Origin of the sequence: Nocardioides caricicola, from assembly GCF_039541135.1 — a bacterium.
Classification (GTDB): domain Bacteria; phylum Actinomycetota; class Actinomycetes; order Propionibacteriales; family Nocardioidaceae; genus Nocardioides; species Nocardioides caricicola.
The window spans coordinates 51,277-70,588 of sequence record NZ_BAABFQ010000003.1 but is presented as its reverse complement, the minus strand read 5'-3'; the positions used below and the strand labels follow the sequence as shown (position 1 = coordinate 70,588).

Below are 19,312 nucleotides of genomic sequence, written 5' to 3'. Positions count from 1 at the left end.
ACCTGCGCTTCCCATGGCCTGCACGCCATGGGAGGTGACGGTTCACCAGGGCACCATGGTGAACCTGCGACAGCGCCCCAGCCCCTACGGTCGCTCCACCTCGGCGAACTCCGGCAGCCCGACCTCCGGATCCTCGAACAGCTGCTGCGGGTCGGTGGTGTTGCGCGAGATCGAGACCAGCAGCTTGCCGTTGGCGAGCGGCACCTCGGGGTGCGCGAGCGGTGCGTACTTGAGCTCACCGGTGTCGAACCCGGCCGGAGCGGCGATGCCCTTCTTCGGGGTCCAGGGGCCGTAAGGCTCCGGCGCGGTCCAGACGTAGACGAAGTCGCCGAGGTCGCCGTCCCGCTTCGACACCGCGACCCACTGCCCGTCGAGGTGGTCGACCGACAGCGTCTGGGACACGCCGCCGCGGGCCGGCAGCACGGCAGCGGCGCGGCTCTGCTCGCCCTGCCAGGCCTGGCCGTCCCAGAACTCCCACCGGCTGCGGTTGGCGGGGTCGGAGACCGCTGAACGGCCGACGTACAGCTCGCGGCCGAACTCCTGTCCGGTGGCGCGGGTCCCGAACACGTAGAACCACGGCCCGAACACGGTCGCGGCGGCGCCCCAGTTGACCTGGTCGAGCGCCTCGTCGTCCGGGGTGACCTCGACGACCTCCATCAGCTGCGGTGAGCCGCCGTCCTGCAGCGTGAACACCGCCGCGGACGTGCCGAGGTACTGGAAGTCGAGGTTGTCGGTGCCGCGCTGCGTGCGCGCGGTCATCACCACGAGGACCTCGTCGATCCCCAGGCCGGCGTACTGCTGCGACGGCGGCATCGCCACCACCGACATCGGCCAGTGCACCTCGTCCGGCCCGATGTCGGGGATCACCGGACCGTCGTCGGCGGTGCGCAGCTGCGCGACGCAGGCGCCGTCGGAGACCAGCATCGAGTTCGCGACCAGGCGCGGAGAGAAGCCCTCGGCCCGGATGGTGTCGCCGAACACCCACACCATCCGGCCGTCGCGCAGCTCGGCGCTCGAGCCGATGTCGGCCGCCTTCCACGCCGGCAGGTCGGCGGAGGCGACGATCCGGTTCAGCTGGTCGACGGTCAGGCCCTGCAGGTGCTGCGCCGTGTGCGGGCAGCTCGGCTCGATGCGGTACGCCGGCGCCGCGGAGTCGGGGCGCTCCTCAGTCCCGCACGCGCCCAGCGCCAGCGCCGCGAGCAGGACCAGGCCGACGTACCGCATGTCAGACCTCGGGCGGCGGGGACGGGTCGGTGTCGACGACGGTGAACGGGGTGCCACCTCCGAAGCCGTCGCGCATCTGGGCCGCGTCGAGCACGCGGTACGGCGCGGCCGCCTTCGCCGAGCGCGCCCGCAGCCCGGCGAGCGGCACGGCGGCGCGCGAGGCGACCACCACGAGGTTCCCGAGCCGCCTGGCGCGCAGCGTGGCCGGCTCGGCGCTGAGCAGGAGCTCGGGGAACGACAGCCGCAGCGCGGCGAGCGCCCGCCGGGTCCAGCCGAACGGCGAGCGGTCGGTCAGGTTGAGGACGAACAGCCCGTCCGGGTCGAGCACGCGGGCGACGTCGGCGAAGAACTCGGCCGTGACCAGCTCGCCGGGCACGCGGCCGCCCGCGAACGCGTCGAGCACCACCACGCGGGCGTGACCGTCGCGCAGCTCGGCGATGCCCGCCCGGCCCCCGACCGGGCGGACCTTGATCCCGCTGCGCTGCGGCAGCGGCAGCTCCGCGCGGACCTGCTCGGTGACCTCGGCCGCGGGCTCGAGCACGACCTGCGCGGAGTGCGGCCGGGTGGCCGCGACGTAGCGCGGCAGCGTCATCGCCGCTCCGCCGACGTGCACCACCCGCAGCGGCGCGCCCGGCGCCTCGGCGAGGTCGAGCACGTCGGCGATCCGGCGGACGTACTCGAACTCGAGGCGAGTCGGGTGAGCCAGGTCGACGTGCGACTGGTTCATCCCGTCGAGGCGCAGCACGAACGTCCCGGGCCGGTCCCCGGGCACGATCTCGCAGGACTGCGCGCGGGCCACGGGGAGAGCCTGCCACCTGTCGGCCGCCGAGGACGTAGCATTCCGCGGTGCTCTCGGCGACCGACCCCCTGCCCGCCCGTCCGTCGCGGGTCGCGATCGCGGGCGTGAGCGGGTCCGGCAAGAGCACGCTCGCCCGCCGGCTCGCGGCGCTGCTCGACCTGCCGCACACCGAGATGGACGCGCTGTTCCACGGGCCCGGCTGGACGAAGATGCCGACGTTCGAGGCCGACGTCGACCGGCTGGTCGCCAGCGACCGCTGGGTGTGCGAGTGGCAGTACGACTACGCCCGCCCGCTGATCCAGGCGCGCGCCGACCTGCTGGTCTGGGTCGACCCGCCGTTCCCGGTCACGCTCACCCGCGTCGTACGCCGCACCGTGCGCCGGCGGGTGCGCCGCGAGGAGCTGTGGAACGGCAACCGCGAGGGCCCGCTGCACACGTTCTTCACCGACCCCGAGCACATCGTGCGCTGGGCGATCGGCACCCGGAACCTCTACGACCAGCGGATCCCCGTGGTCGCCGCCGAGCGGCCGGACCTCCCGATCGTGCGGCTGGCCAGCTCCCGCGAGTCCGAACGGTGGCTCACGGAGGTCGTCGCGCCGCTGGCGTGACCTCGGCAGGATCACCTCGGTTCACCCGGTCCGGGTGGGCGCGGCGAGGGCCTGGCAGCACTACGGTCGCCGCATGGTTCGTCCTGCTCCGGCGAGACCCCGCGGCCGACGCCTGCGCTGGGGTGACCTCGGCCGTGCCCTGCTCGGCCTCGTCGGGGCGGCGCTCGGCCTGGTGATCGCGTCCTGGGTGCTGCCCGGCTTCGACGTCGACGGGTTCGAGGAGGCCCTGGTCGTCGCGGCGCTGGTGGCGGTCTGCGGCGCCGTGCTCCGCGTGGTCCTGGTCGAGGGCGCGGTGTGGGTGGGCTGGGTCGGGGCCCTGCTCGTCGGGCTGTTCGGGCAGGCGCTCGCGATCTGGGTCGTCGTCTACGCCCCGCAGGGTGACCTCGGCGACGCCGGCATCTGGTGGGCGCTCGCCGCGTCCTGGATCGTGTCCGCGGTCTCGACACTGTTCGTCTGGGTCGCGACCGCCGGGACCGACGACGCCGCGACCGCGTCCCTGCTGCGGCGGGCGCGCCGCCAGGTCGTCGAGCTCGACGACCCGGACGTGCCGGGGATCGTGTTCGTCCAGGCCGACGGGGTGCCGTACCCGGTCCTCGAGTGGTGCGTGCGCGCCGGCACCCTGCCCACGCTCTCCCGCTGGATCCGCGAGGGCAGCCACGCGATGGCCGAGTGGCGCCCGAAGCTCCCGGCCACGACGCCCGCCAGCCAGATGGGCCTGCTGCACGGCACGATCGACGGGATCCCGGCGTTCCGCTGGGTCGACCGGGCCACCGGGCGGGTGCTGGTCGCCAACAAGCCCGGCGACGCCGCGGTCATCGAGGCGCTGCACACCGACGGCCGCGGGCTGCTCGTCGACGACGGCGTCTCGGTGAGCAACCTCTTCACCGGCGACGCGCCCACGGCGTACGCGACGATGAGCGCCGTCGACCGCACCGGCGAGACCAGGCAGGCGCGCCGGGTCGTGACGCAGTACGTCAGCCGCCCGGCCGGGTTCACCCGCAGCATGTCGCGGACGTTGAGCGAGGTGGCTCGCGAGCGGTTCCAGGCCTCGCGCGCGACACGCCGCAACGTGCGTCCCCGCGTGCACCGGGGCTGGGCGTTCGCGTTCGAGCGCGCGGCGCTCACCGGCGTGCTGCGCGACCTCAACACCACGCTGGTCGCCGACTCGATGCTGCGGGGCCGGCGCGTGGTGTACGTCGACTACGTGGACTACGACGCCGTCGCCCACCACGCCGGGATCAGCCAGCCGGAGTCCCTGGACGCACTCGCCGGGATCGACGCCGTGCTCGCGCAGCTCGAGGCGGTCGCCGCGGTCGCGCCCCGGAAGTACCACCTGGTGGTGCTGTCGGACCACGGGCAGAGCCAGGGCGAGATCTTCGCGGACCGGTACGGCGAGGACCTCGCGACGCTGGTCGCCCGGCTCTCGGAGTCCGCCGCACTCGCCGCCTCGGAGAACGACGAGGGCAGCGGCGCCCTGAACTCTCTGGTCGCCGGCTCCGCCGGCACCGACACCGTCCTCGGCCGCGCCCTGGCGCGGACGTCGACGCGGCTCACCATCGACGCCATCGACACCGAGGTGCCCGGCTCCGGCGACAAGTTCCTGGTCTTCGGCTCGGGCAACCTCGGCCTCGTCTGGGTCGCCGGCGAGCAGCACCGGTTGACGCTCGAGGAGCTCACCGACCGCTGGCCGGCGCTGCTGCCCGGCCTGGTGGCGCACCCCGGGGTCGGGTTCGTCTGCGTCGAGACCGACGAGCACGGCCCGGTCGCGCTCGGCCCGGCCGGGGAGCACCGGCTGCGCGAGGGGGTCGTCACCGGAGTCGACCCGCTCGCGCGGTTCGGCCCCCACGCCGCGGAGTTCCTGCTGCGCGCCGCGACCATGGCGGAGGCGCCCGACATCTACGTGAACAGCCTCATCGACGACCTCGGCGAGGTCGCGGCGTTCGAGGGTCTGGTCAGCTGCCACGGCGGGCTCGGCGGCTGGCAGGATCGCGGCATGGTCGTGCACCCGGTGGACCTGGCGCTGCCCGACGAGATGGTCGTCGGCGCCGACGCGCTGCACCGGGTGATGGTCGGCTGGCTCGAACAGCTCGGCCACCGCACCGGCCTCGGGGAGCGTGCCGATGGCTGACCACCGCTTCTTCGTCAACGACACCGGCTCCTCACGGCGCCCGGTCGACCTCACCACCGCGGTCGTCGGCCTGCTCGTCGTGCTGGTCAGCACGGTCGCGGCCGCCGACGGCGACGGCCCCCTCGACACGGCCGTACGCCGGGTCGCGGCCCACGTCCCCGACTGGGTCACGAACCTGTTCGACGCGGCGTACGCCCTCGGCGCGCTGTACGCCGGGGTCGCCGTCGTGCTCGCGCTCGCGTCCAGCCGCCACCGCAAGCGGCTCCCGGTGACGCTTGTCGTCGCCGCCGCGACCGGCGTGGTCGGCGTCCTGGTCACGTCGTTCCTGGTCGGCGCCGGCTGGCCGGACCTCGCGCCGGGGCCGGTCCGCTCGGCCTCCCCCGACTCGTTCCCGACCGTCCGGGTCGCGGCCACCACGGCCGTCCTCTTCGCGTTGCGACCGTGGCTGGTGCTGGCCTACCGCCGGCTCACCGCGCTGATCGTCGCGGTCCAGTGCATCGCCGCCTGGATCATCGGCACCGGCGGTCCGACCGACGTGATCGGGGCGCTCGGCATCGGCATGGCCGCCGCCGGGATCGCGCTGGTGCTGATCGGGTCGCCCGCCGGGCACCCCGACCTCGCGCAGGTGCGCCGCAGCCTGGCCGACCTGGACGTGCCGGTCGACGGCCTGCGCTTCGACGAGCGGCAGACCTGGGGCACCCGCGTCCTCCACGGCACCTCCGCGGCCTCCGGTGGCCGGGTCGTCGTCAAGGTCTACGGCCGCGACGCGACCGACGCCCACCGCGCCGAGCGCTGGTGGCGGAGCCTGGTCTACCGCGACCAGTCCGCCCCCGACTCCACCCGCCTGCAGCTGGTGGAGCACGAGGCGCTGGTGACGCTGCTCGCCGGTCGGGCCGGGGTGGCGGTTCCCGGGCTCGTGGCGGCGGCCGAGGCGAACGGCGACGCGCTGCTGGTCCTGCACGAGCCGCCGGCGTCGCTGGCCGGCGCCACCGACATCGACGACGCCACGCTGCGTGCCATCTGGGCCGCGGTCGGCCGCCTCCACGGCGCCGCACTGGTCCACGGCCGGCTGATCCTGGACCGGATCGGGATCGACGCGGACGGCTCGCCGGTGCTCTCCGACTTCGCCGAGGGCCGGGTCGCGGCGACCGACAACGAGCGCGCCCGCGAGGTCGCGATCCTGCTGATCGCGCTCGCGGTCCGGGTCGGGGCGGACCGGTCCACCGACGCCGCGCTCGCCGAGCTGGGCGCCGACCGGGTCGCCGCCGCCCTGCCGTACCTCCAGCGGGCGGTGCTCCCCCGCGAGGTGCGCCCCGAACCGGGCGTGAAGGAGACCATCCCCGCGGTGTGCGCCGCGATCGCCGACCGCACCGGCGTGCCGGTCCCGCCGCCGGCACCGCTGGTCCGGGTCTCCTGGCGCGACCTCGCCCAGACCACCCTGATCCTGGTGGCGGCGTACGCCCTGCTCAGCACGCTCATCGGCCTCGACTGGCAGACGGTCCTCGACACCTGGCAGAGCGCCGAGTGGGGCTGGATCATCCTCGGCCTCGTGATCGCCCAGGCCACCTCGGTGGTCGACGCGATCTCGACGATGTCGGCGGTGACCAGCCGGCTGCCGCTGTGGCCGATGGTGCAGCTGCAGTACGGCATCAAGACCCTCGGCCTGGCGGTCTCGGCCTCGGTCGGCCGGCTCGCGCTCAACACCTCGATCCTCCGCAGGTACGGCGAGGGCCCGGCGGTCGCGGTGACCGCGGTCGCGCTGGACGCCGCCGCGGCATCGCTGTGCAACGTGCTCGTCGTCCTGCTCGGCCTGCTGCTCGTCGACCGGGTGCCGAGCGTCGAGCTCAGCGGACCCGACGACCTCAGCCAGCTGGTGCTGATCCTCGTGGTCGCCGTCGGGCTGTCGGTGCTCGTGGTCGCACTGGTCCCGAAGCTGCGACAGAAGGTCCTCGGCGCCGTACGCAGCACCCGGGACTCGATGCGGGTGGTCACCGCCAGCCCGGCCCGGGCGTTGCTGATGTTCGGCACCAACCTCGCCTCCCTGCTGATCACCGCGATCGCGCTGGCCTGCATGGTCGCCGGACTCGCGCCCGGGGTGAGCTACGGCGAGTGCGTGTTCGTGGTCGGCGCGGCCGCGCTGTTCTCGGCGCTGGTGCCGGTCCCCGGCAACGTCGGCGTCGGCGAGGCGGCCCTCACCGCCGGCCTGGTCGCGGTCGGCGTGCCGAGCGGGCCGGCGTTCGCGATCGCCGTCACCCAGCGGATCGCCACGTCGTACCTGCCCCCGATCTACGGCGGCTGGGCGCTGCGCTGGTTGCGGAAGAACGACTACATCGACTGATCCGACCACTACGGTCGGCGCATGACTGTCACGGTCCCCCCACACCTCGTCGACCAGATCGTGGCGGGACGCTGCGTCGCCTTCGTCGGAGCCGGGTTCGCCGCGCCCGCCGTCCCGGCGTGGAAGATGCTGCTGCGCGGCCTCGCGGCGCAGGCCGCCCTCGACGCCGACACCGCCGCCTGGCTGTCGGCGCTGGTCGAGAACGGCGGCTCGCGCGACCTCGAGGCGGCCGCGCAGATCCTGCAGACGGCGATGGGCGCCGACTTCGACGCGGCCCTGGCCGACATCCTCGCCGAGCAGGGGAAGCCGGAGGCGATCGCCGACCGGATGCGGCTGCTCGCCGGGATCCCCTTCGACGCGATCCTCACGACGAACTTCGACCCGTTCCTCGTCGGCCAGGTGCCCGGGCCGGACGCCTACCAGCAGATCCTGCGCGACCCGCCGCACCGCTGGTGGGAGCCGCGGTACTGGACCCCCGACGCCCCGGGCGCACCCGTCGTCAAGCTGCACGGCGAGGTCGGGCCGCTCGGCAGCTCGGTCGTCTTCACGCAGCGCGGCTACCGCGAGCGGCTCTACTCCAGCCCGGCGTACATGACGTTCCTGCGCTCGCTGTTCGCGACCAGCACCGTGCTGTTCCTGGGCGTCTCGTTCACCGACGCCTACCTCAACGAGCTGCGCTCCGAGGTGCTCGCGATGATCGACCAGCGCGACGAGGACCCGCCGGTCGCGTACGCCGTGCTGCCCGACGTCGCACCGCACCAGGCGCGCTACCTGCACAGTCACGAGGGCCTCGGGACGATCTCGTACGACACCGCCGGCGGCACCGACTGGTCCGGGTTCGACCGGGTGCTGGAGGCCATCCACGATGCCAGCAACCCGCGCGCCCAGATCGGCGCCGCCCTGGCCGGCCGGACGGTGCTGTGGGTCGACTCCAGCGCCGAGGACGTCGCGTTCGGCCGGAGCGTGCTCGCCGAGGCGGCAGGTCGCGCCGGCGGCAGCACCCGGATGGTGCAGGTCGGCTCGGCCGCCGAGGCCGCCGCCTGGCTGCGCGACGACCGGGCCGACCTCGTGATCGCCGACCTGGCCGCCGGGAACGACGGCGAGCCGGTCGCCGAGGCACTGCTGTCGACGATGCGCCGCGAGGACCTGCGCGCTCCGGTGATCGCGCTCGCCCAGGCGCCCGTGCGCGCCGCCGACCGGCTCACGCTGCTCTCCCTGGGCGCCAGCGAGGTGGCGGCGGGCTGGTCGGACCTGTTCCGCGAGCTCGCCTGCATCTACGCGCCGACCGTCTGATCGCGGGCGTCCTGCGCCCTGGATGACTCTGCTGGCTCTGCTGGTCGGGGGCCCCGGCGCGTCGTCCCACCAGCCCCACGGGCCACGCTCCTCAGGCTTTCCTAGTACTTCTCGGCCGTTGCTTTGCCCGAGAAGTGCGGGTTTCCCCGGTGCACCGGGGAAACCGACAGGGGCCGACGACGACGAGACCGCCGAGGACGACGACACGGGATCTGAGCCTGCCGGGGAGCCCGGTCCGCAGATCGCCGCCCGGTGACGCCCGCCCGCGATTGTCTCGTTCCAAATTGTGATCGTTAACGGCTGCGCAACGCCGCTGGTCGAAATCGTCCGGAAATTGCCCGCCTGAGAACGATTGCGTTACCAGAATGTTATCGCTAACCTCTCGCCAGATCCCCGAATGTGAGGGCTAACATTCGCGGCAACAGCGCAGTCCCGGGAGCGCCGGATCACCCATACTCAGTCGGCTTCGGCCGGCTCAACCAGGAGGTTTTGGAGTGAAGACGAAGTTCCGTACCGGAGTCGCCGTGCTGGGTGCCCTCGCACTCTTCGCGACCGGCTGTGGCTCATCCGACTCCGACGGCGGCAGCGCCGACGGTGGCGGCGACACGATCAAGGTCGGCTTCGCCCAGACGGGCTCCGAGTCCGGCTGGCGCAGCGCGAACACCGAGTCCATGAAGGAGGCGTTCTCCGAGGAGAACGGCTTCGAGCTGGTCTTCAACGCCGCGGACAACGACCCCGCGGCCCAGATCAGCGCTGTCCGCAGCTTCATCAGCCAGGGCGTCGACGCGATCGTGATCGCGCCGATCGTCGAGGACGGCTGGGACGACGTGCTGCAGGAGGCCGCGGACGCCGACATCCCGGTGATCCTGGAGGACCGGACGGTCACCGCCTCCGAGGACCTCTACGAGAGCTGGGTCGGCCTGGACTTCAAGAAGGAAGGCGTCATGGCCGGCGAGTGGGCGGCCGCCGAGTTCGGCTCCGAGCCGACCAAGATGGTCGTGCTCGAGGGCACGACCGGGTCCGCGCCGGCCAACGACCGCGCGGAGGGCTTCGACGAGGCGATCGCGGGATCGTCGATCGAGAAGATCGACTCCCAGACCGGCGAGTTCACCCGTGACGGCGGCAAGACGGTCATGGAGGGCTTCCTCCAGAAGTACGGCGTCGACGGCATCGACCTCGTGTACGCCCACAACGACGACATGGCCCTCGGCGCCATCGAGGCGATCGAGGCGGCCGGCGGCGTCCCGGGCGAGGACATCAAGATCGTGTCGATCGACGCGGTCAAGGACGGCATGCAGGCGCTCGTCGACGGCAAGATCAACTTCATCGTCGAGTGCAACCCGCTCCTCGGTGACCTCGCCGCCGAGCTGGTCAAGGACGTCCTGGCCGGCGAGGAGGTCGAGAAGACGGTGTACGTCGAGGACCAGAGCTTCACGCAGGAGCAGGCCGCCGAGGTCATCGACTCGCGTCCGTACTGATCCCACCACCAGTCGAGTCTGGTCCGCCGGAGCCGATCCGAGGCTCCGGCGGGCCGGCACTCCCCAGAAGGGTCGCCGACGTCCATGTCCACGCACCTGCATGCCGACACCGAACCGCTCGTCGAGATGCGCGGTATCACCATCCAGTTCCCGGGCGTCCTGGCGCTCGACCACGTGGACTTCACGCTGCGCGCCGGCGAGGTCCACTCGATCATGGGCGAGAACGGCGCCGGGAAGTCGACGCTGATCAAGGCGCTCACGGGCGTCTACTCCGTCGACAGCGGCACGATCTGCGTCGCCGGCGAGGAGCGCGTCTTCGGGTCCACCGCCGACGCCCAGGCCGCCGGGATCTCCACGGTCTACCAGGAGGTCAACCTCTGCCCGAACCTCTCGGTCGGGGAGAACGTGATGCTCGGGCACGAGCCGCGCAGCCTGCGCGGCATCGACTGGCGGGCGACGCACCGCGAGGCCGCGCGCTACCTCAGTGACCTCGGCGTCCACCTGGACACCCACACGCTGCTCTCCAGCCACTCGATCGCGGTCCAGCAGCTGGTCGCGATCAGCCGGGCCATGGTGCTCGACTCGCGGGTCCTCATCCTCGACGAGCCGACCTCGAGCCTCGACCGCGACGAGGTCGAGCAGCTGTTCTCGGTGGTCCGGGACCTGCGCGCCAAGGGCGTGGCGATCATCTTCATCAGCCACTTCCTGGAGCAGGTCTACGACATCTCCGACCGGATCACCGTGCTGCGCAACGGCCAGCTCGTCGGCGAGTACCTCGCCCAGGACCTCCCGCGCTCCGACCTGGTCACCAAGATGATCGGCAAGGTGCTCGAGGAGCTCGACGACATCGCCACCAGCGCGGAGCGCACCATCGACCGCACCGCGGCGCCGTTGCTCCGGGCCTCCGGCATCGGCAAGCGCGGCGTCCTCTCCCCCGCCGACATCGACGTGTACGACGGGGAGGTCGTCGGCATCGCAGGCCTCCTCGGCTCGGGCCGCACCGAGCTCGTCCGGCTGATCTACGGCGCCGACCGGCCCGACGTCGGCCAGTTCGAGCTGCGCGGCGAGCCCGCCAAGCTGGCCTCACCGCGGCACTCCATCGACCGCCGCATCGCGTTCTCGTCCGAGAACCGCCGTGAGGAGGGCATCATCGCCGACCTCACCGTCGGCGAGAACATCGTGCTGGGCATCCAGGCCCGGCGCGGCTGGCTGCGCAAGATGCGCAGCGCCGAGCACGACGCCGTGGTCGCGGAGTACATCGCGGCCCTGGGCGTGCGTCCGGCCGACCCGAACCGGCTGGCCGGTACCCTCTCGGGCGGCAACCAGCAGAAGGTGCTGCTCGCCCGGTGGCTGGCGACCGCACCCGAGCTGATCATCCTCGACGAGCCGACCCGCGGCATCGACGTCGGCGCGAAGGCCGACATCCAGCGCAAGGTGGCCGAGCTGTCCAGCCAGGGACTCTCCGTCATCTTCATCTCCTCCGAGCTCGAAGAGGTGCTTCGATTGGCCCAGCGTGTCGTCGTGATGAGGGACCGGCGCCAGATCGGCGTCCTCGACTCCAACGACGTCGACGTCGACGGACTGATCGACTACATGGCCAACCAGGGCGACGACCCGATGACGGGCCAGGATGACGGCCAGGCGGATGCCCCTGCCGGGGCCCAGAGCGAAGGGAGCGTCGCGTGACGAGGCTGATGAAGCACCGGCTGTTCTGGCCGCTGTTCGCGCTGGTCGCGCTGATCGTCATCAACACCGTGGCCCGACCCCAGTTCATCAAGGTCACCGTCCGCGACGGCGAGCTCTACGGCGCGCTCATCGACATCCTGCGCAACAGCGCGCCACTGATGCTCGTCGCGCTCGGCATGACCCTCGTGATCGCGACCCGCGGCATCGACCTGTCCGTCGGCGCCGTGATGGCGGTGTCCGGCGCGGTGACGCTGACGATCATCGACGGATCCAGCAGCCCCGGCAGCACCGGCACCGTGCTCATCGCGATCCTCGCCGGGATCGGGGTGTCGTTGGTCCTAGGGCTGTGGAACGGCTTCCTCGTCGCGGTGCTCGACATCCAACCGATCATCGCGACACTCGTGCTGATGCTCGCCGGCCGGGGCGTCGCGCTCCTGATCACCGACGGCTTCATCACCACGGTCAACAGCGAGCCGCTGAACTTCGTGGCGACCGGCTACCTGTTCGCCCTCCCCTTCGCCATGTTCATCTGGCTGGCTGCCGTGGCCGCGATCGCGGTGATCGAGCGGCGCACCGCGCTCGGCGTCCTCACCGAGGCGGTCGGCATCAACCCGGAGGCCAGCCGGCTTGCCGGCGTGCGCTCGCGCGGCATCATCCTCGGCGCGTACGTCGCCAGCGGGACCCTGGCCGGCATCGCGGGCATCATCTACAGCTCGAACATCCGCGCCGCCGACGCCAACGCCGCCGGAGACCTGATCGAGCTGTACGCGATCCTCGCCGTCGTGCTGGGCGGGACGTCACTGATGGGCGGCAAGTTCTCGATCGCCGGCACGGTGGTCGGCGTCCTGATCATCCAGACCCTGGACTCGACGATCCTGTTCCTCGGTGTCTCGTCCGCGCAGAGCCCGGTGTTCTTCGCGATCGTCGTCGTCATCGTGGTGCTCATCCAGTCACCCCGCGTCCACCAGTGGGGCCGAACACTCACCAGCGGGATCCGCAGAAGCGAAGCCCCCGAGGTCCGAAGCGATGCGGAGGTCACGGCATGAGCACCACCACCACGGCGGCGGCCGCGCCACGTGCCCGCGCGGCGGCGTACACGCGGACGTTCCTGGACCGGCACTCCTCGATGATGCCGACCTTCGCGGCGCTGATCATCTTCGTGGCGCTGCTGATCGGCGCGGAGGTGCACTTCGGCAACTTCCTGACGCCGCTCAACATGTCCGCGCTGCTCCTGAACTACGCCTACCTCCTGATCCTCGCGGTCGGCATGACGTTCGTGATCGTGACCGGCGGCATCGACCTGTCCGTCGGGTCGGTGATGGCGTTCACCGGCATCTCGTGCGCCAAGCTGCTCGGCGAGGGCTACTCGGCGGCCGTGGTGATCCCGGTGATCCTGCTCGGCGGCGCCGCGATCGGGCTGCTCATCGGTGTGCTCGTGCAGTACTTCGACGTGCAGCCGTTCATCGCCTCGCTGGCCGGGCTGTTCCTCGCCCGGGGCCTCGCGTTCGTGGTCAGCCTGTCCTCGATCCGCGTGGAGAACGAGTCGGTGCTGTGGCTGCAGACCACGCGCTGGCGACTCGGGGACTGGTACATCACCCCGACCGGGATCCTCGCGCTGTCGGTCGCCGCCATCGGCGCGTTCGTCATGCAGTACACCCGGTTCGGCCGGACGGTGTACGCCGTGGGCGGCAACGAGCAGTCGGCGCGGCTGATGGGTCTCAACGTCGCCCGGACGAAGGTCCTGGTCTACGTGATCAGCGGGGTGTGCGGTGGTCTCGCCGGCCTGGTGCTGACGGCGTACTCCGGCGCCGGCTACCCGCGCAACGGCATCGGCACCGAGCTCGACGTGATCGCGGCGGTCGTCATCGGCGGCACCCTGCTCACCGGCGGGACCGGTTACGTGCTCGGCTCGGTGATCGGCGTGCTGGTCTTCGGCACGATCAACACGATCATCGCCTACCAGGGTGCGGAGCAGTCGTGGACCCGGATCATCATCGGGCTGATGCTCCTGATGTTCATCGTCGTGCAGCGGGTGATCGTCGTCCGTTCGGAGCGTCGAAGATAGCCACGCCGCGAGGCGGCGATAATGGCCGAGTGGAACGTCCGCTGCTCGAGCTCACCGGCGCGACCGTGTACTTCGGTGCCGACGCGGCGCTGGACGGCGTCGACTTCCGGCTGTTCCCGGGCGAGGTCCACTCGCTGATGGGCGAGAACGGCGCGGGCAAGTCGACGTTGATCAAGGCGATCACCGGCGCGCTGCGGCTCTCGGACGGCGAGCTCCGGCTGGACGGCGAGGTCATGGACTTCGGCTCGCCGCACGACGCGCAGGAGGCCGGCGTGCGCGCGGTGTACCAGGAGATCGACCTGCTGCCGAACATCTCGGTGGCGGAGAACATCGCGCTCGGGGCCGAGCCGCGACGGTTCGGGCTGATCGACTGGAAGGAGATGCGCGAACGCGCCCACGCGGTGCTCGCAGACCTCGGTCTCGACATCGACCCCGCCTCGATCCTCGGCCGGCACTCGCTCGCCGTCCAGCAGCTGGTGGCGATCGCCCGCGCCATCTCCACCGAGGCGCGGGTGCTCGTGCTCGACGAGCCGACGTCGAGCCTCGACCTCGACGAGTGCGCCGAGCTGTTCCGCGTGATCCGCGACCTCAAGGAGCGCGGCGTCGCGATCATCTTCGTCTCCCACTTCCTCGACCAGGTCTACGAGATCTGCGACCGGGTGACCGTGCTGCGCGACGGCAAGCTCGTCGGCGAGTACCTCACCCGGGAGTTCCTGCGCATCGACCTGGTCCAGGCGATGCTCGGGCGCAGCGCGGAGTCGCTGCGCGCCCGGCCCCGGCTGCACGTCGCCGACGACCGCACCGAGCCGTTCCTCAGCGCCCGCGCGGTGTCGGTCGGGTCCGGCATCAACGACGCCGACGTCGACATGATCGAGGGCGAGGTGCTCGGTGTCGCCGGGCTGCTGGGCTCGGGCCGCACCGAGCTCGCCCGGGCGCTCACCGGCATCGACAAGCTCGACGGCGGCATCATCCGGATCCGGGGCTGCGACGAGAGTCTCGGGAACCCGCGCTCGGCGATCTCCCTCGGCGTCGTGTACTCCTCGGAGAACCGGCGCAGCGAGGGCATCCTCAGCGAGCTGAGCGTCCAGGAGAACATCACCCTCGCCCTGCAGGCCGAGCGCGGGGTCTTCCGCCGGATCCGCCCGGCCCGGCAGCGGGAGCTGGCGATGAGCTGGGTGGACGCGCTCGACATCCGCCCGCCCGACCTCGACCGGCCGGCCGGCACGCTGTCCGGAGGCAACCAGCAGAAGGTGCTGCTCGCGCGATTGCTCGCGCTGTCGCCGCGCGTCCTGGTCCTCGACGAGCCGACCCGCGGCATCGACGTCGGCGCCAAGGTCGAGGTGCAGAACCTCGTCGGCGAGCTCGCCGACAACGGCCTCTCGGTCATGTTCATCTCCGCCGAGCTCGAGGAGGTGCTGCGCGTCGGAAACCGCGTCCTGATCGTGCAGGACGGCCGGATCCTCGACACGGTCCCGTCCGAGGAGCTCACCCCCGACTCCCTCACCGCGCTCGTCGCCCGGCCGGAGGCCGTATGAGCACCGAGCCGGCCCCCGAGCCGGGCAAGGGCCGCGCAGCGAACATCTTCGACGTCGCCCGCCTCGCCGGGGTCTCCCACCAGACCGTGTCCCGGGTCATCAACGACCTCCCGAACGTCCGGCCGTCGACCCGTGCCCGCGTCGAGCAGGCGATCGCCCAGCTGCACTACAGCCCCTCTCCCGCGGCGCGGGCGCTGGTCACCAAGCGCACCCGCACGATCGGGCTGGTGACACCGGGCATCTCCGACTACGGCCCCACGTCGATCGCGATGCACTTCAACTTCGCCGCGCGCGCCGCGCGCTACAACGTCGAGTCGGTCAGCGCCCCGGCCGGTGACCCGAAGGCGATCCGGGCGGTGGTCGAGTCCCTGCTGCGCCAGCGCGTGGACGCGATCGTGCTGGTCGTGGTCGACGTGGCCGTCCTCGAGCTCGTGCGCAGCCTCGACCTCCGGATCCCGGTGGTGGTCGCGGCATCCACGGCTCGGCGCAGCCCGATGATCGTCTCGATCGACCAGTACCGCGGCGCGCGCTCCGCCGTGCGCCACCTCGCCGAGATCGGGCACACCCGGATCCTCCACCTCGCCGGACCGCGCAACGCACCCGACGCGACCGAGCGGGTCCGCGGGTGGCGTGACGAGCTCGCCGCGCACCGGCTCGAGATCGTTCCGCCGGTGTTCGGCGACTGGTCGGCCGCGAGCGGGCACCGGCTCGGCACCGAGCTCGACATCGAGCCGGGCGTCGCCGTGTTCGTCGGCAACGACCAGATGTCGATCGGGCTGCTGTCCGCGCTGCGCGAGCGCGGGCTGCGCGTGCCCGAGGACGTGAGCGTGATCGGCTTCGACGACGTTCCCGAGGCCGGATACCTGTTCCCGCCCCTCACCACCGTGCGCCAGGACTTCGACACGCTCGGCGAGCTGATCATGCAGAAGGTGCTGATCGCGGTCGAGGAGGAGAGCGCGGTGACCGAGGACACCCCGATCCCCACCCACCTCATCGTGCGCCAGTCGACCCGCCCCATCGACGACGACTGAGCGGGACCTCGGCCGGCTCCCGGCAGGTTCGGGTCAGGTCCGGGCGTCGCCTGCCGATAGGGAGGCGTGTCCCGGTCCAGGCTCGTGCTCGTCTCGATCCTCAGCGTCGCACTGCTGGGGGTCGGCGTCGGCACGCCTGCCGAGGCGGCCGTGGACACCGCACCCCCGACCCTGGTCACGTTCGACTTCACGCCCAAGACCGTCGACGTCAGCGCCGGCGCCCAGCAGGTCGCGGTCACCGCCCAGATCACCGACGCGACCGGTGTCGACTCCCCGCGCGTCCGGGTGACCTCGGACTCGACCACCCAGGCCTCCGCGTACGCCGACCTCACGCTCACCGCCGGCGACGCGCAGAACGGGATCTACGCCGCCACCGTCACGGTCCCGGCGGGTGCGGCAGCGGGCGCCTGGAGCGTGTCGCTCGACGCGCTCGGCGACACCATCGGGAACTACGCCGGCGCGAAGAGCACCCATCCGACCAAGCTGGCGGTCGTCGACGACGACGCCGACCTGGATCCGCCGGCACTCACCGACTTCTCGTTCACCCCCTCGACGGTGGACGTCAGCTCGGGGCCGCGTGACGTCGTCATCACGGCCTGGATCACCGACGCGACCGGCACCGCCACCCCCCAGGTGACCGTCTCGTCGGACCAGACCGACCATGCCGTCGGCCCGCTCGACATGGTCCGGATCGCCGGAGACGACCACGAGGGGATCTACCAGGCGACCGCCACCATCCTCAACGGCGCGGCGGCCGGGGCGTGGACCGTGACCCTGGACCCCCTCGCGGACACGCTCGGCAACCGCGAGCTCAACCACCACCGGCACCCGACGGCGCTGACCGTCCTGGACGTCCATCCCGACACCGCGGCGCCGGTCCTGGAGGACTACGCGTTCACCCCCACGACGGTCGACGTCAGCGCCGGCGCGCAGCAGGTCACCGTCACCGCCCGGATCACCGACGCCACGGGAGCGGTCGCACCCGCGGTGTCCATCGAGTCGGACTCGACCGGCCAGGTCGTCGGGCCGATCACGCTCTCCCGCACGTCCGGTGACGCTCGGGACGGCACCTACCGGGCCACCGCCACGATCCCCACGACGGCCGCGCCCGGCACCTGGGCCGTGGTGCTGCCCCCGCTCCGCGACGCGCTCGGGAACCGCGAGCCCACCCAGCACACGCACTGGGCGAGGCTCACCGTCCTCAACCAGCCGGTCGCCGTGCCGGAGCCGCCGACCGCGGTGTCGGCGGTGCGCGCCGACCGCTCGGCCCAGGTCAGCTGGACGCCCGGAGCCAGCAACGGCTCACCGATCACCAGCTTCACCGTCAAGGCCTCCCCCGGCGGCGCCACCCGGACCGCCAGCGGCAACCAGACCTCGACGTTGTTCCCGGGCCTGACCAACGGCACGGCGTACACGTTCACGGTCACGGCGACCAGCGCGAACGGCAGCTCCCGGCCGTCCCTCCCGTCGACCGCCGTCACGCCGGCCGCGATCCCCGCCCCGCCGACCGCCGTCACGGCCGTGCGCGGCGACAGGTCGGCCCAGGTCACCTGGACGCCCGGGTCCAACAACGGCTACCCGATCACGTCGTACACCGTGACCACCCAGCCGGGCGGGGCCGTCAAGACCGTCACCGGCACGATGTCGACCACCACGATCACCGGTCTGACCAACGGCAACCCCTACACCTTCACCGTCACCGCCACGAACGCGAACGGCGCCTCCCTGCCGTCCCTGCCGTCGGCGGCGATCGCGCCGGCCGCGGTGCCGGCGGCGCCGACCGCCGTCACCGCCGTGCGCGGCGACAAGATGGCGCAGGTCACCTGGACGCCGGGCGCCGACAACGGGTCGCCGATCACCGGCTTCACGATCACCGCCTCACCCGGCGGGGCCACGATGACGGTCTCGCGTGAGCGCGACAGCGCCACGATCGGCAACCTGTCGAACGGCGTCGCCTACACCTTCACCGTCAGGGCCACCAACGCCGTCGGCACCTCGGCGGCCTCGACCGCGTCGCCGGCAGTCACCCCCGCCACCGTCCCGTCCGCGCCGGCCGGCGTGATCGCGACCCGGGCCGACAAGTCCGCCGTCGTCACCTGGACGCCGGCCGTGGACAACGGAGCCGCCATCACCGGCTACACCGTCACCGCCAGCCCGGGCGGGGCGACCGTCGTCCTGACGGGCACGAAGACGACGACCACGTTCAAGGACCTGATCAACGGCCTCACCTACTCGTTCACCGTCACGGCCACCAACGCGGTCGGCACCTCCCTCCCGTCGCCGGCCTCGGCCACGGTCACCCCGGCCGCCGTCCCCGCACCGCCGGTCGGCGTGATCGCGGCGCGAGGTGACAAGTCCGCTGTCGTCACCTGGACCCCCGCGGCGGACAACGGCTCACCGGTCACGGCGTACACCATCACCGCCAGCCCGGGCGGAGCGACCATGTCCGTCGCCGGGACCATGTCGACGGCCAAGGTCATCGGCCTCGCCAACGGCACCCCCTACACGTTCACCGTCAAGGCCATCAACGCGCTCGGGTCGTCGCCGGCGTCCCCGGCCTCGGCCGCGGTCATCCCGGCCACCGTTCCCGGGACGCCGACGGAGGTGAACGCGACGCGCGGTCCTCGTTCGGCCGTGGTCTCCTGGCGCGCACCGGCCGACAACGGCTCACCGATCACCGGGTACACCGTCACCATCAACCCCGGCGGCACGACGGCCACGGTGGCGGGCACGCGAACCCGCACCACGATCAAGGGCCTGTCGAACGGGACCAGCTACACCTTCACGGTGTCGGCCACCAACACGGTCGGCGCCTCCCCGGAGTCGCTCAGCTCGCCCGCCGTGATCCCCGCGGGCAGGCCGCCCCGCATCGAGGACGTCCAGGCGACCGTCGACGGCCGGACCGTGACGATCACCTGGGCCGCGCCGGAGGACAACGGCGCACCGGTCATCACCTACGTCGTCAGCGTCGACCCCGGCCGAGCGGCCAAGACCGTCCTGCCGGAGAACCAGAGCGCGGTGTTCGAGCGCCTCAACCCCGGCACGTACCGGTTCTCGGTCGCCGCCACCAACTACCTCGGCGTCGGGAAACGGTCCAAGAAGATCACCGTGCGGGTGCCTCGCTAGC

At 72.2% G+C, this 19,312-nt stretch carries 13 protein-coding genes; 11 read left to right on the top strand and 2 right to left on the bottom strand.

Going from position 1 to position 19,312, the window contains the following annotated elements:
• Nucleotides 1-84: 84 nt before the first annotated feature.
• Together ABD875_RS01995 and ABD875_RS01990 are read right to left on the bottom strand one after the other, a co-directional pair.
• Complete coding sequence (locus ABD875_RS01995) at nucleotides 85-1,224, bottom strand: DUF4185 domain-containing protein (protein WP_345170794.1); 1,140 nt, start codon at nucleotides 1,222-1,224, stop codon at nucleotides 85-87.
• Between the two features lies 1 nt (nucleotide 1,225).
• Nucleotides 1,226-2,023: a spermidine synthase gene (locus tag ABD875_RS01990; protein WP_345170793.1), complete on the bottom strand. Its 798-nt coding sequence runs from the start codon at nucleotides 2,021-2,023 to the stop codon at nucleotides 1,226-1,228.
• Nucleotides 2,024-2,070: 47 nt separating this feature from the next.
• Here ABD875_RS01990 and ABD875_RS01985 point away from each other — a divergent pair, with 47 nt between their 5' ends.
• The 11 genes from ABD875_RS01985 (at nucleotide 2,071) to ABD875_RS01935 (ending at nucleotide 19,311) form a co-directional block, all read left to right on the top strand.
• Nucleotides 2,071-2,631: a P-loop NTPase family protein gene (locus tag ABD875_RS01985; protein ID WP_345170792.1), complete on the top strand. Its 561-nt coding sequence runs from the start codon at nucleotides 2,071-2,073 to the stop codon at nucleotides 2,629-2,631.
• 73 nt (nucleotides 2,632-2,704) lie between these two features.
• The gene (locus ABD875_RS01980; RefSeq protein ID WP_345170791.1) at nucleotides 2,705-4,759 is read left to right on the top strand and encodes a phage holin family protein; all 2,055 of its coding nucleotides are present in this window, start codon (nucleotides 2,705-2,707) and stop codon (nucleotides 4,757-4,759) included.
• Complete coding sequence (locus ABD875_RS01975) at nucleotides 4,752-7,097, top strand: lysylphosphatidylglycerol synthase domain-containing protein (protein WP_345170789.1); 2,346 nt, start codon at nucleotides 4,752-4,754, stop codon at nucleotides 7,095-7,097. The genes ABD875_RS01980 and ABD875_RS01975 overlap by 8 nt, the downstream gene beginning before the upstream one ends.
• A gap of 21 nt (nucleotides 7,098-7,118) precedes the next feature.
• Nucleotides 7,119-8,390 (top strand): SIR2 family protein, encoded by a 1,272-nt coding sequence (locus ABD875_RS01970; RefSeq protein WP_345170788.1) that lies wholly within the window; start codon nucleotides 7,119-7,121, stop codon nucleotides 8,388-8,390.
• A gap of 494 nt (nucleotides 8,391-8,884) precedes the next feature.
• Nucleotides 8,885-9,868: an ABC transporter substrate-binding protein gene (locus tag ABD875_RS01965; protein WP_345170787.1), complete on the top strand. Its 984-nt coding sequence runs from the start codon at nucleotides 8,885-8,887 to the stop codon at nucleotides 9,866-9,868.
• Nucleotides 9,869-9,952: 84 nt separating this feature from the next.
• Nucleotides 9,953-11,554 carry a sugar ABC transporter ATP-binding protein gene (locus ABD875_RS01960; RefSeq protein ID WP_345170786.1) on the top strand — a complete coding sequence of 534 codons (1,602 nt, stop codon included), beginning with the start codon at nucleotides 9,953-9,955 and terminating at the stop codon, nucleotides 11,552-11,554.
• Nucleotides 11,551-12,600, top strand: a complete 1,050-nt coding sequence (locus ABD875_RS01955) for an ABC transporter permease (RefSeq protein WP_345170785.1) — start codon at nucleotides 11,551-11,553, stop codon at nucleotides 12,598-12,600. Before ABD875_RS01960 ends, ABD875_RS01955 begins: the two co-directional genes overlap by 4 nt.
• Nucleotides 12,597-13,619, top strand: coding sequence for an ABC transporter permease subunit (locus ABD875_RS01950; protein WP_345170784.1), 1,023 nt, complete (start codon nucleotides 12,597-12,599; stop codon nucleotides 13,617-13,619). The genes ABD875_RS01955 and ABD875_RS01950 overlap by 4 nt, the downstream gene beginning before the upstream one ends.
• 29 nt (nucleotides 13,620-13,648) lie before the next feature.
• The gene (locus ABD875_RS01945; protein ID WP_345170783.1) at nucleotides 13,649-15,154 is read left to right on the top strand and encodes a sugar ABC transporter ATP-binding protein; all 1,506 of its coding nucleotides are present in this window, start codon (nucleotides 13,649-13,651) and stop codon (nucleotides 15,152-15,154) included.
• On the top strand, nucleotides 15,151-16,185 hold the full coding sequence (locus ABD875_RS01940; protein ID WP_345170782.1) for a LacI family DNA-binding transcriptional regulator: 1,035 nt from the start codon (nucleotides 15,151-15,153) through the stop codon (nucleotides 16,183-16,185). Before ABD875_RS01945 ends, ABD875_RS01940 begins: the two co-directional genes overlap by 4 nt.
• A gap of 66 nt (nucleotides 16,186-16,251) precedes the next feature.
• Nucleotides 16,252-19,311, top strand: a complete 3,060-nt coding sequence (locus tag ABD875_RS01935) for a fibronectin type III domain-containing protein (RefSeq protein WP_345170781.1) — start codon at nucleotides 16,252-16,254, stop codon at nucleotides 19,309-19,311.
• Nucleotide 19,312 lies beyond the last annotated feature (1 nt).